The following is a 12055-nucleotide window of genomic DNA, read 5'->3' as shown; positions in this document are numbered from 1 at the left end:
GCCCACAGCTTAACGTTCCCGGTGCGGGCGGCCTACCCGCTCAGGCTGATGGCGCCTTATCAAGCGGCTGGATGATCAGGGGATCGAAGCTCGCCACCAGGTGCTCCTTGGCGCTCTTTTTCAGTCGTTTGATCAGTCGTTCATGACGCAAAGCCTCACCCTTGCTCGGCCATGATTCGACATAGACCAACGCGACCGCCGGGCTGGAACTGAAGAACCGCGCGCCCTTGCCGTTCTGATGGCTGGCAAAACGGCGCACCGGGTTATCACTGATACCGCAGTACAGCGAACCATTGGCCGCGCGCACCAGATAGACGAACCACGGCTTGATGCTCGACAGTTCGGCTACTGGTTGGGCTGTGGCGGATGCAGCATCAGGCATGGCGGCGGTCGATAGGGCCAAAGGCGCGATTCTAACAGAGGCTCAACGCCCTGCCTGAAATGCCTTGAGGCCTTTCAGCGCCTGGGCGCGGACGGCGTTCTTGACCAGCGGCGTCCAGCCCAGCAGCAGGCCCTTGGTCCCCAGGGCCTGACGCGACCAGCGCCACAAGTCAAAGTAGTCGTGGTGTTCGATGATCTTGCCGTGGCGGAACACGAAGCGCGCCTGGATATCGTTGACCACCGTGCGGCCGGTCTGGCTGAACAGGTAGGTGGCGACCCAGTGGGCAGCACCACTGTGCTCGTCGGCGCGGACCTGATCGAAGGTTAATGAGAACTCCTTGGCCCGGGACGTGAGCATGCGCCACATATCCCCGACCTGACGACCGTGCAGCTCACCGAATACCGGATCGCTGAAAATCACGTCTTCGGCATAACAGGCAGCCATGCCCTCGGCGTCCAGGCGATTGAAAGCCTCATAGAAGCGAGTGATCAGGGCATTGTTGATCAGGCGTTTTTCTTCGTCACTCATGGGCGCTCATCCATTGGCAAAACAGGCTCTTACAATAAGCGGCGCAATGCCGCTTTGCCATGTACATCCATCACGCAAATATCTCGATCACACTTTTTCGCTGCTGACCTGCACATACCTCGCCCTTCCGGCACCAAGCCCGGCAACGATGGCAGCCAGGCCAATCACGCCGAAAATCCAGCCAATGGCATCCCAGCCGCCAGTCATGTCGTGGACGATGCCGACGGCGAAAGGCCCCATGGAGGCCAGAGTGTAACCGATGCCCTGGGCCATACTCGAAAGATTGGCGGCTACATGGGAATCCCGTGAGCGCAGCACAATCAGGGTCAGGCCCAGACTGAACGTACCGCCCTGCCCCAGGCCCAGCACGATGGCCCAGCCCCACAGGCCATCCAGCGGCCCGTACAGGCAACCGAACAGACCGCCCAGAGTCAGGGCCATGACGACCAGGATGCCCAGGCGCTGATCCTTGCCACGGGTCGCCAGCCAGGGAGCGCTCAAGGCGCTGATCAACTGGACCAGAATCGAACCGGAGAGCAGCAGCCCGGCCTGGATCGGCGTCAGGCCACGGCCGATCAGCACCGACGGCAGCCAGCCGAAAACGATATAGGCCAGCGAAGATTGCAGGCCCATATAAAGGGTGACCTGCCAGGCCAGAGGATCGCGCAGCAGACCGCGTACCCGATAGGCCACATGATGGGCGCCATGGCCTTGCTTTGCCTGGGGCAGCCATACCATCGCGGCGATCAGCGCCGGGACGATCCAGAAGCCCAGGCCGATGGCCCAGCTATTGTCGAAATAGTGACTCAAGGGCACCGTGGAGCCGGCAGCAATGGCCGCGCCCAGGCACAGTGCCATGGTGTAGACACCGGTCATGGTCCCCGCCTGTCTGGGGAAGTCGCGTTTGACGATCCCCGGCAGCAGCACGCCGATGATCCCGATACTGGCCCCGGCCATGATGCTGCCGACGAACAATCCGGCAGTCCCCATCGAGCTACGCACAACCAGCCCCGCCGCCAGCGTCAGTAAAATCCCCAGCACCACCCGCTCGCTGCCAAAACGCCGTGCCAGAATCGGCGCCAGTGGCGCGAACAGCCCCAGGCACAGCACCGGCAGCGTGGTCAACAAGCCCGCCGTCGAACCCGACAGGCCAAGGCTATCGGACACCGCACCGAGCAATGGCGACATGCTCGACAACGCCGGACGCAGGTTCAACGCCACCAGCACCAGGCCCAACAGCAACAGCCACGGACGCTTGAGCATCGGCGCAGCGTGCTGGACCTGCTCATCATCGCTTTCGCAGTCGATCAATGTCTCGATATTACGGGGCAGTAAAGTTTCTTCGGACAACGGGCTCTTGGGGGCCTGAATAGTCATGGGACGCTCTGTATCTGAAAATGTCATCGCACTGAATGGCGGGCAAGCATCCTGTTGGAGAATGGTGGGGAATACAAGGTTCACCGTTCTTCAGAGCCATACAGCGATCGTAGGAGCGAGGCTTGCCCGCGAAGAGGTCGGTACATCCGATACATATCCATGGTCTGACAAAGGCCTTCCCGGCTGAAGCCGGTCCCAGAAAATCAGCCCGATTCAAATCAACGGCCTGTATTCAGCAGGCATAAAAAAACCGGACCCAAGGTCCGGCTTTTTTGTACTGCCTTCAACCGATCAATGCAGGATCTGGCTCAAGAACAAACGAGTACGATCACTCTGCGGATTATCGAAGAAGTCGTTTGGCGCGGCTTGTTCGACGATCTCGCCTTTGTCCATGAAGATCACGCGGTTGGCCACGGTACGGGCAAAGCCCATTTCGTGGGTTACGCAGAGCATGGTCATGCCTTCTTCCGCCAGGCCGACCATGGTGTCCAGAACCTCTTTGACCATTTCCGGGTCGAGTGCCGAAGTCGGCTCGTCGAACAGCATGATCTTCGGCTTCATGCACAGCGCACGAGCAATCGCCACACGCTGTTGCTGCCCACCGGAGAGCTGACCCGGGAATTTATGCGCCTGCTCCGGAATGCGTACGCGCTCCAGGTAGTGCATGGCGATTTCCTCGGCCTTGGCCTTGGGCATCTTGCGCACCCACATCGGTGCCAGCGTGCAGTTCTGCAGGATGGTCAGGTGCGGGAACAGGTTGAAGTGCTGGAACACCATGCCGACTTCACGGCGGATGGTTTCGATCTGTTTCAGGTCCGACGTCAGTTCGGTGCCATCAACGATGATCTTGCCCTGCTGGTGCTCTTCCAGACGGTTGAGGCAGCGAATGGTGGTCGACTTGCCCGAACCCGACGGGCCGCACAGGACGATACGCTCGCCCTGACGCACGTTCAGGTTGATGTCTTTCAACACATGGAACTGGCCGTACCACTTGTGTACGCCCTCCATCCGGATCATGCCTTCAGCGCCCAGGGGCTTAACGATAGCTTCACTCATCACAAAACTCCTAACGCTTGTGGCCAGTGTCCAGCTTGCGCTCCAGATGCATGGAGTAGCGGGACATGCCGAAACAGAAGATCCAGAACACCAGTGCCGCGAAGACATAGCCTTCGGTGGCCATACCGAGCCATTTCGGGTCGGCGGCCGCTTGCTTGACGCTGTTGAGCAGATCGAACAACCCAATGATGATCACCAGGCTTGTGTCTTTGAACAGGGCGATGATCGTGTTGACGATACCGGGGATGACCAGCTTGAGCGCCTGAGGCAGGATCACCAGGCCCATGCTGCGCCAGTAACCCAGGCCCATGGCGGCTGCAGCTTCGTACTGCCCCTTGGGAATCGCCTGCATGCCGCCCCGTACCACTTCAGCCACATAGGCCGACTGGAACAGGATCACGCCGATCAGGGCGCGCAGCAATTTGTCGAAGTTCATGCCTTCAGGCAGGAACAGCGGCAGCATCACCGAGGACATGAACAGCACCGTAATCAACGGCACACCACGCCAGAACTCGATAAAGGTCACGCATATCACCTTCACCGCCGGCATGTTGGAACGACGGCCCAGGGCCAGGATCACACCCAATGGCAAGGCACCGGCAATACCGACGGTAGCGATGACCAGGGTCAGCATCAGACCGCCCCACTGGCTGGTCGCCACGGCAGCCATGCCGAAGACATCGCCATGCAACAGGCAGAAGGCAACGATCGGGTAAATCACCAGGAAGCTCAGGCCGTACAGGGCCTTGCGCGGAAACCGGGAGATAAACAGCGGTGCCACGCCAACGATCGCCAGGATGACGGTCAGGTCAACCCTCCAGCGCAGGTCCGCCGGGTAGTAGCCGTACATGAACTGGCCGAAGCGCTGTTCGACGAACACCCAGCAGGCACCAGCCTTGGTGCAGTCGGCGCGAGTGGTGCCGACCCAGTTGGCGTCGAAGATCGTCCAGCTCAGCAGCGGTGGAATGATCAGCCAGATCAGGTAGATCGCGAACAGGGTCAACAGGGTGTTGATCCAGTTCGAGAACAGGTTCTGGCGCATCCATGCCACCGGCCCGAAGACTTTGCTCGGTGGCGGCATGTTGGGTTTGAAAATATGTGTACTCATGCGCTCTTCCTCACCGCTCAATCAGCGCAATGCGCTTGTTGTACCAGTTCATCAGCAGGGAAATGCTGATACTGATCGCCAGGTACACGCTCATGGTGATGGCAATGACTTCAATCGCCTGCCCGGTCTGGTTGAGCACCGTACCGGCAAACAGCGAAACCATTTCCGGATAACCGATACCGGCCGCCAGCGAGGAGTTCTTCGCCAGGTTGAGGTATTGGCTGGTCAGAGGCGGAATGATCACCCGCAACGCCTGGGGAATGATCACCTTGCGCAGCGTTGGGCCGGGGCGCAGGCCCAGGGAACGCGCGGCCTCGGTCTGGCCATGGCTGACCGATTTGATACCCGAACGCACGATCTCGGAGATGAACGCTGCGGTGTAGACCGTCAACGCAAGGGTCAAGGCCAGCAGTTCCGGGATCATTACCCAGCCACCGACGAAGTTGAAGCCCTTGAGCTCCGGCATTTCCCAATGTACCGGCACGCCGAATACCAGCATGCTCAAGGCCGGGATCACAATGAACAGACCGAGGCCGGCCCAGAACTTGTGGAAAGGTACGCCGGTTTCATCGAAACGCTTGTTGGCCCATTTGGCCATCAGCACGATGGCGACAATGGCCACGACAATGCTGACCCAAAATGCCCAGAAGCCTTCGGCCTTCAGCGCGGCCGGCATGTTCAGACCACGGCTGCTGACATAGAACATGTTCAGGAAACCGTGGGCGTTACGCGGACCGGGCAGGGTCAGGAATACCGCGAAGTACCAGAACAGGATCTGCAACAGAGGCGGAATGTTACGGAAAACTTCAACGTAGACCGTGGCCAGCTTGTTCACGATCCAGTTGTTGGACAGCCGCGCGACACCAATGACAAAACCCAGCAGGGTCGCCAGGATCACGCCGATGAAAGTCACCAGCAAGGTATTGAGCAGACCGATGACGAATACGCGGGCGTAGCTGTCGGATTCGGTGTAGTCGATCAAATGTTGGGCGATACCGAAACCCGCACTTCGATCAAGGAAACCGAAGCCGGAGGTAATACCCCGATGCTGCAGGTTGGTCTGGGTGTTGCTGAACAGATACCAGCCCATCGCGATCACCGCGATAACCGTGATGATCTGGAATAACCAGGCACGCACTTTTGGATCTGTCAGGGAAAAACCCTTCGTTGGTGCGCCGATTTGCTTTTGCATGGAGTGCCCCAGGAAAAATGGAACAAAAATGCCCGCAAGCCTGACGGGGCTTGCGGGCACAGTTCAATTAGCGCACTGGTGGTGCGTATTGAATGCCGCCATTGGTCCACAGAGCGTTCAAGCCACGTTCGATTTCGAGCGGGGTGCTTTTGCCCAGGTTTTTCTCGAAGATTTCGCCGTAGTTACCGACTTGCTTGACGATTTGGACGACCCAGCCTTTCGGCAGTTTCAGGTCTTTGCCGTATTCGCCGTCAGCGCCGAGCATACGGGCAACGTCAGGGTTTTTGGTCGACTTGGCTTCGGCTTCGACGTTTTTCGAAGTGATGCCGGCTTCTTCGGTGTTCAGCAGCGCGTAGCCAGTCCAGCGCACGATGGCCAGCCACTCGTCATCGCCGTTACGCACTACAGGTGCCAGAGGCTCCTTGGAGATGGTTTCAGGCAGAACGACGTAGTCTTTTGGCGAAGCCAGTTTGCTGCGCTGTGCGTACAGCTGCGACTTGTCGGAGGTCAGTACGTCGCAACGGCCGGATTCCAGCGACTTGGCGCTTTCGTCGGAGGTGTCGAAAGTGATCGGGGTGTACTTCAGGTTGTTGGCGCGGAAGTAGTCGGAAACGTTCAGCTCGGTAGTAGTACCGGCCTGGATGCAGATGGTCGCACCGTCCAGCTCCTTGGCACTTTTCACGCCCAGTTTGTTGTTGGCCAGGAAACCTACACCGTCGTAGTAGGTAACGAAACCAGGGAATTTCAGACCCATGCCAGCGTCACGGGAGCTGGTCCAGGTAGTGTTACGCGACAGGATGTCGATTTCGCCGGATTGCAGAGCGGTGAAACGCTCCTTGGCGTTCAACTGGCTGAACTTGACCTTGGTGGCATCACCGAAGACAGCGGCAGCAACAGCACGGCAGACGTCGGCGTCGATCCCTACGATCTTGCCGGTGCTGTCCGGAACGGAGAAACCTGGCAGGCCATCACTGACGCCGCACTGGACAAAACCCTTCTTCATGACTGCGTCAAGGGTCGCACCTGCGTGCGCGAAACCCGAAACACCCAGCACTGCTGCCGTGGTGACTACAGCCAGGGTGGATTTCAACATCTTCATTCAAACCTCCAGTTTGCTCTTTGTTGTGTTGGAGCTTGAGCCCCGTCGCACCCTTGTGAGGCACTGATGACCCGTGCTGGCTTTTTTTTGGGTCATGCGACGTAAGACCCGAATCTGGAACCGGGCGCAAGATCATCTCGTCAACCCTGTTCCCGACCCGTCAATCGGTCAAATGGATCAAACCCCATGATGTACCTGACCAAGATGGTACAGGCCGAACCGTGCCGGGAATCCCGTTGTGTGGATTCCATGCCGCGCCGCACAGGCACTGAGAGTACTTGCCCAGTGTTACCGCACAAGCAGAGCACTTTCACTCGATTGATGCATAGCAAAGCCCGTACCACACTGCCACCAATGTCGAATAGGCGACACGTCAAGTCGAAAACTTGTAACCTTGCGACATCTTGATTCAAATTTCTTTTCATTCACTGCCGAATTTCATTTGATTGCGCACCTTAATAATGCATCTGAAATTTCGCCGCGCACTTCATTGGAGCAACCATGAACGAATCCCTCATTCTTGAACCCGTGGACACGCCGGATGCCTGCGTAATCTGGCTGCACGGCCTGGGCGCAGACCGATATGACTTCCTGCCGGTCGCTGAAGCGCTGCAGGAAAAACTGTTGACCACGCGCTTCGTTTTGCCCCAGGCGCCGACCCAGCCTGTCACCATCAATGGCGGTTATGCCATGCCCAGCTGGTATGACATTCTGGCCATGAGCCCGGCCCGTTCTATTAATAAGGAACAGATGGAGGCATCGGCGCAGCGCGTGATCGCCCTGATCGAGGCCCAGCGCGACGGCGGTATCGACCCGGCGCGGATTTTTCTGGCAGGTTTTTCCCAAGGCGGCGCCGTGGTTTATCACACCGCGTTCCTGCGCTGGCAGGGGCCGCTTGGTGGCGTATTGGCACTATCGACCTATGCCCCGACCTTCACTGAACAGATGGCCCTGACTGCCAACCAGAACCGGATTCCGGTCTACAGCTTGCATGGCCAATATGATGATGTGGTGCAAAAGGCCATGGGCCGCGCCGCCTACGACATACTCAAGGCTCTGGGCGTAACCGCCGCATGGCAGGAGTACCCAATGGGCCACGAAGTGTTACCCGAGGAAATCTCCGACATTGGAACCTGGCTTGCACAACGGCTTGGGTAACGCCTTTAAACACGTCGGGCAGGAACGTTCTGTAGCCCATGCGGCGTGCCACTACGCCGCGCACGGTTCTTGCTTTACACTGCCCGACGTACATTCCTTAATCAATTGATGAGATGACCGTGCTTAAAGCACTTAAAAAGATGTTCGGTAAAAGCGAGGTCGAGTCGCTCGCCCCTGTGCCTGCCCCCTCCGTTACCGCTCCCGCCGCCCAAGCCGAACCTGTCGTGCAGCCCCAGGCTGTCGCCGTAGACAGCACGCCTGCCGCAGTTGCCGCGCCCCAAGCCGAACAAATCGAGCAGGGCGACGGCGAAAAAACCCAGCCCAGAGCGCAACGGCCGCGTCGTGAACGCGCGCCCAAGCCGGTGGTTGTGCCATGGAAACTCGAAGATTTCGTTGTAGAGCCTCAGGAAGGCAAGACCCGCTTCCATGATTTCGACCTGGCTCCGGAATTGATGCACGCGATTCAGGACCTGGGCTTCCCCTACTGCACGCCGATCCAGGCGGGCGTGCTGGGCTTTACCCTTAAAGGCAAGGACGCCATCGGCCGCGCCCAGACCGGCACGGGCAAGACCGCCGCGTTCCTGATTTCGATCATTTCCCAGCTGACCCAGACCCCGCCGCCGAAAGAACGCTACATGGGCGAACCCCGGGCGCTGATCATCGCCCCGACCCGCGAACTCGTGGTGCAGATCGCCAAGGACGCGGCCGACCTGACCAAATACACCGACCTGAACGTCATGACCTTCGTCGGCGGCATGGACTTCGACAAGCAGCTCAAGCAGCTCGAAGCGCGCCACTGCGACATTCTCGTTGCCACTCCGGGCCGCCTGCTGGACTTCAACCAGCGCGGCGAAGTGCATCTGGACATGGTCGAGGTCATGGTCCTCGACGAAGCCGACCGCATGCTCGATATGGGCTTCATCCCCCAGGTTCGTCAGATCATTCGCCAGACTCCGCACAAGGGCGAGCGCCAGACCTTACTGTTTTCTGCGACCTTTACCGAAGACGTGATGAACCTGGCCAAGCAATGGACCACCGAGCCGTCTATCGTCGAGATCGAATCCGAGAACGTCGCCGCCGATAACGTCGAGCAGCATATCTATGCCGTGGCTTCGGCGGACAAGTACAAGCTGCTTTATAACCTGGTCACCGATAACGGCTGGGAACGGGTCATGGTCTTTGCCAACCGCAAGGACGAAGTGCGGCGCATCGAAGAGCGCCTGGTGCGCGATGGCGTCAACGCCGCGCAATTGTCCGGCGACGTACCGCAGCACAAGCGCATCAAAACCCTGGAAGGTTTCCGCGAAGGCAAGATCCGCGTACTGGTTGCCACCGACGTGGCCGGTCGCGGTATTCACATCGACGGTATCAGCCACGTGATCAACTTCACCCTGCCGGAAGTACCGGACGACTACGTACACCGTATCGGCCGTACCGGGCGTGCAGGGGCCGACGGTGTGTCAATCAGCTTTGCCGGTGAAGACGACTCGTATCAACTGCCCGCCATCGAAGAGAAGCTGGGCCGCAAGATCAGCTGCGAAATGCCGCCGCAGGAGTTGTTGCGGGCGGTGGTGCGTAAACAGCCCTAAAAGCCTGTCAGCGATTGTGGGGCCGTTGTGGGAGCGAATTCATTCGCCAAGAGGGTGGGACATCCGACCTATTTGTATCGTCTGATATGCCGCCTTCGCGAATGAATTCGCTCCCACAACATTCGATACCACAGCCAGTTATCACAGAGCACTTCAATAATCAGACTTTATCCCACCGCCCCGCCGCCGCATGATCACTGTCCCGCCCTTGCACCCAGCGCGGTCCTTCTGAAGTGTTTTCCTTCTTCCAGAACGGCGCGCGAGTCTTCAGGTAGTCCATGACGAAATCACAGGCCTCGAATGCGGCCTGGCGATGCGCACTGGCAACACCGACGAATACGATAGGCTCGCCCGGCTCAAGCGCACCAACCCGATGCAGCACTTCCAGCTTGAGCAGCGGCCAGCGCTGTTCGGCCTCGGCGGTAATCTTGCCCAGGGCCTTCTCGGTCATGCCGGGGTAATGTTCGAGGAACATCCCCGCTACGTCCCGCCCGTCATTGAAGTCGCGCACATAGCCAACAAAGCTCACCACTGCGCCAACACCGACATTGGCCGCATGCATGGCATTGACCTCGGCCCCCGGATCGAACGCGGCGGCCTGCACCCGAATCGCCATGCCTCAGCCTCCGGTCACTGTGGGAAAGAATGCCACTTCATCGCCGTCCTGCAACGGCTCATTTACCGAACACAGATCCTCATTACGGGCACACATCAGGTTCTGCTCGGTCAGCACCTGCCAGGCATCACCACGCCTGGCCAAGTGGGCACGCAGGTCATCGATGGTGGAAAACTCGCCATCAACCCGTTCGCCATCCAGCCCCAGGGCTTCGCGATAACGGGCGAAATAAAGTACCCGCACACTCATGCTATCGGCTCCTGTGCATCAGCAACAAAGTGCCCGCTCTTGCCGCCCAGCTTCTCCAGCAGGCGTACGGCTTCGATCACCATGCCCCGGTCCACGGCCTTGCACATGTCATAAATGGTCAGGGCAGCGACGCTGGCAGCTGTCAGGGCCTCCATTTCCACACCGGTCTGGCCGGACAGCTTGCAGCGCGCGACGATATGCACGGCGTCCTCGCCTTCGGCGCTGAGTTCGACCTTGACGCCGGTCAGCATCAGCGGATGGCACAAGGGGATCAGATCACTGGTTTTTTTCGCCGCCTGAATCCCGGCAATACGCGCCACGGCGAACACATCGCCCTTGGGGTGACCGCCGCTGACGATCATTTGCAGGGTGGCAGGCAACATGCGCACGCGCGCTTCGGCCACGGCTTCACGGAACGTCACGGCCTTGTCGGTGACGTCGACCATATTGGCGCGACCTTGGGAATCGAGATGAGTCAGCACGGAGATACTCCTGGGCAGGAGTCGGGATTGTAAACCAAACGAAGGGTGGAGGAATAACATCTACCCCTGAACATTAACCGAATTCAGGGGCAGACGTCTGGCACGCTTTATTGTTTGTTGCTTTCATCCTCAGCATATTTGGACAAGCGGAATCCATCCTGTTCCCGGGTGACGCCCATGAGAGAGATATTTGTAATGGTGACCCTGTCGGCAAATGCAGGCTGCACCAACAGGGTAATATTACCACTGGCCGCATCGGCACCCGCATTCAGAAGCAGATCCAGCGTTTCCCACTCCGACGACTCTTTAATATTATAGGTCGTACTGATGGGACCACTGGAACCACCAGAGAAGAAAAACGATACTTGTACGCCGCCACTTGGCACGTCCGATCCACCTTCAACTTTTATATCCATGAGAAACAACAATCTGTCGTGGGGCTCATCCATGCGCCAATGCTGCTGGATCCTCGACCCTTTTTCTATATGGACATGAAAGCGTTGACGATTGATATCCTCTTGAACTTTTACGGTTCCTTGTGGAAACCAAGGGTCCAGTGAGCCATTACTGAAATTGCCATTTTGAATATATTCAGCCATTGCTATAACTCCTGTAGTGATATTTTATCCATACCTTCTCTCAGCCACAGCCCGCCCGCAGGCAGTGCTGATGGCCTTAAAACATAGTCGATACAGATGGTCGTTCCCCGCAGCAGGAGCTGCGTCGGGAGAAATGACTATGGAACGAAAGACGCCCCTCGTCTACCTGTCAAAAATGCCAGTCCGTTCATCGCTTAAACGCGGTTAAACTGGAGTGCCGCGTCATTAAAAGGTGCGTCGTGGTTTACCTCTTTCTTGCCAACAACCATACTTTTCAGCGCAAGCAAAAAACACTCCCTGATCACCCTGTTTAAACCGGTTTGTCCACAATGACATTCATTGTTGATAAACCCGTTTATCAATACCGCTATTGTAACGCCAACAACCGTCATGCCTTTCACCCCATGAGATCCCCGATTGAATAGGGGCCTTTCATATAGATGCACTCAGACACTAAGAACAGACAGAAGTGTTTTCACACTTTGCTTTCGACACAGTGACTGTTAATCAAACCCGGCCATGACTGTCAAGCATCAACTGTACATCAGGCGATTAGAGAGGCAGAAAAATCAGGAGGAGTAAAAACAAAGCGGGGAACGGGTTTATCAACAGATAAACTC

The 12055-nt window shown here is 57.9% G+C and carries 13 protein-coding genes; 2 read left to right on the top strand and 11 right to left on the bottom strand.

Annotated features, from left to right (window positions below; genetic code table 11):
- Positions 1 to 40: 40 nt before the first annotated feature.
- The 7 genes from ACCD02_RS07385 to ACCD02_RS07355 all read right to left on the bottom strand — a co-directional run bounded on the left by ACCD02_RS07385 (position 41) and on the right by ACCD02_RS07355 (position 6742).
- Positions 41 to 382, bottom strand: a complete 342-nt coding sequence (locus ACCD02_RS07385; protein WP_413299925.1) for a GIY-YIG nuclease family protein — start codon at positions 380 to 382, stop codon at positions 41 to 43.
- Between the two features lie 42 nt (positions 383 to 424).
- Entirely contained in the window at positions 425 to 910 is a 486-nt protein-coding gene (locus tag ACCD02_RS07380) for a nuclear transport factor 2 family protein (protein WP_413299923.1), read from the bottom strand.
- A gap of 87 nt (positions 911 to 997) precedes the next feature.
- Positions 998 to 2287 (bottom strand): CynX/NimT family MFS transporter, encoded by a 1290-nt coding sequence (locus ACCD02_RS07375; RefSeq protein ID WP_413299921.1) that lies wholly within the window; start codon positions 2285 to 2287, stop codon positions 998 to 1000.
- A 291-nt stretch (positions 2288 to 2578) separates the two neighbouring features.
- Positions 2579 to 3343, bottom strand: coding sequence for an amino acid ABC transporter ATP-binding protein (locus ACCD02_RS07370; RefSeq protein ID WP_259107453.1), 765 nt, complete (start codon positions 3341 to 3343; stop codon positions 2579 to 2581).
- Between the two features lie 10 nt (positions 3344 to 3353).
- Positions 3354 to 4451, bottom strand: a complete 1098-nt coding sequence (locus ACCD02_RS07365) for an amino acid ABC transporter permease (protein ID WP_413299918.1) — start codon at positions 4449 to 4451, stop codon at positions 3354 to 3356.
- 10 nt (positions 4452 to 4461) lie between these two features.
- The gene (locus ACCD02_RS07360) at positions 4462 to 5643 is read right to left on the bottom strand and encodes an amino acid ABC transporter permease (RefSeq protein WP_413299916.1); all 1182 of its coding nucleotides are present in this window, start codon (positions 5641 to 5643) and stop codon (positions 4462 to 4464) included.
- Positions 5644 to 5710: 67 nt separating this feature from the next.
- Positions 5711 to 6742, bottom strand: coding sequence for an amino acid ABC transporter substrate-binding protein (locus ACCD02_RS07355; RefSeq protein WP_413299914.1), 1032 nt, complete (start codon positions 6740 to 6742; stop codon positions 5711 to 5713).
- A 501-nt stretch (positions 6743 to 7243) separates the two neighbouring features.
- On the opposite strand from ACCD02_RS07355, the gene ACCD02_RS07350 reads away from it, so the two are divergent.
- Together ACCD02_RS07350 and rhlB are read left to right on the top strand one after the other, a co-directional pair.
- On the top strand, positions 7244 to 7900 hold the full coding sequence (locus tag ACCD02_RS07350; protein ID WP_413299912.1) for an alpha/beta hydrolase: 657 nt from the start codon (positions 7244 to 7246) through the stop codon (positions 7898 to 7900).
- Between the two features lie 113 nt (positions 7901 to 8013).
- On the top strand, positions 8014 to 9489 hold the full coding sequence (gene rhlB, locus ACCD02_RS07345) for an ATP-dependent RNA helicase RhlB (protein ID WP_413299910.1): 1476 nt from the start codon (positions 8014 to 8016) through the stop codon (positions 9487 to 9489).
- Positions 9490 to 9649: 160 nt separating this feature from the next.
- Here rhlB and moaE read toward each other — a convergent pair whose 3' ends face one another.
- The 4 genes from moaE to ACCD02_RS07325 all read right to left on the bottom strand — a co-directional run bounded on the left by moaE (position 9650) and on the right by ACCD02_RS07325 (position 11435).
- The gene (gene moaE, locus ACCD02_RS07340; protein WP_413299908.1) at positions 9650 to 10105 is read right to left on the bottom strand and encodes a molybdopterin synthase catalytic subunit MoaE; all 456 of its coding nucleotides are present in this window, start codon (positions 10103 to 10105) and stop codon (positions 9650 to 9652) included.
- Positions 10106 to 10108: 3 nt separating this feature from the next.
- Positions 10109 to 10354: a MoaD/ThiS family protein gene (locus ACCD02_RS07335; RefSeq protein WP_413299906.1), complete on the bottom strand. Its 246-nt coding sequence runs from the start codon at positions 10352 to 10354 to the stop codon at positions 10109 to 10111.
- On the bottom strand, positions 10351 to 10836 hold the full coding sequence (gene moaC / locus ACCD02_RS07330; RefSeq protein ID WP_413299904.1) for a cyclic pyranopterin monophosphate synthase MoaC: 486 nt from the start codon (positions 10834 to 10836) through the stop codon (positions 10351 to 10353). The genes ACCD02_RS07335 and moaC overlap by 4 nt, the downstream gene beginning before the upstream one ends.
- Before the next feature lie 107 nt (positions 10837 to 10943).
- Entirely contained in the window at positions 10944 to 11435 is a 492-nt protein-coding gene (locus ACCD02_RS07325) for a hypothetical protein (RefSeq protein ID WP_413299902.1), read from the bottom strand.
- Between the last annotated feature and the right edge of the window lie 620 nt (positions 11436 to 12055).

It is taken from the genome of Pseudomonas sp. Pseusp88, from assembly GCF_047303955.1.
Taxonomy (GTDB): domain Bacteria; phylum Pseudomonadota; class Gammaproteobacteria; order Pseudomonadales; family Pseudomonadaceae; genus Aquipseudomonas.
The sequence above is the reverse complement of the archived record's forward strand: the minus strand, read 5'-3'. Positions and strand labels throughout refer to the sequence as shown.

Coding starts and splice junctions, on each gene's coding strand:
- ACCD02_RS07370 (WP_259107453.1), bottom strand. CDS start 3,343: ATGAGTGAAGCTATCGTTAAGCCCCTGGGCGCTGAAGGCATGATCCGG.
- ACCD02_RS07380 (WP_413299923.1), bottom strand. CDS start 910: ATGAGTGACGAAGAAAAACGCCTGATCAACAATGCCCTGATCACTCGC.
- ACCD02_RS07325 (WP_413299902.1), bottom strand. CDS start 11,435: ATGGCTGAATATATTCAAAATGGCAATTTCAGTAATGGCTCACTGGAC.
- ACCD02_RS07335 (WP_413299906.1), bottom strand. CDS start 10,354: ATGAGTGTGCGGGTACTTTATTTCGCCCGTTATCGCGAAGCCCTGGGG.
- ACCD02_RS07365 (WP_413299918.1), bottom strand. CDS start 4,451: ATGAGTACACATATTTTCAAACCCAACATGCCGCCACCGAGCAAAGTC.
- ACCD02_RS07385 (WP_413299925.1), bottom strand. CDS start 382: ATGCCTGATGCTGCATCCGCCACAGCCCAACCAGTAGCCGAACTGTCG.
- ACCD02_RS07350 (WP_413299912.1), top strand. CDS start 7,244: ATGAACGAATCCCTCATTCTTGAACCCGTGGACACGCCGGATGCCTGC.
- rhlB (WP_413299910.1), top strand. CDS start 8,014: ATGACCGTGCTTAAAGCACTTAAAAAGATGTTCGGTAAAAGCGAGGTC.
- ACCD02_RS07360 (WP_413299916.1), bottom strand. CDS start 5,643: ATGCAAAAGCAAATCGGCGCACCAACGAAGGGTTTTTCCCTGACAGAT.
- ACCD02_RS07375 (WP_413299921.1), bottom strand. CDS start 2,287: ATGACTATTCAGGCCCCCAAGAGCCCGTTGTCCGAAGAAACTTTACTG.
- ACCD02_RS07355 (WP_413299914.1), bottom strand. CDS start 6,742: ATGAAGATGTTGAAATCCACCCTGGCTGTAGTCACCACGGCAGCAGTG.
- moaE (WP_413299908.1), bottom strand. CDS start 10,105: ATGGCGATTCGGGTGCAGGCCGCCGCGTTCGATCCGGGGGCCGAGGTC.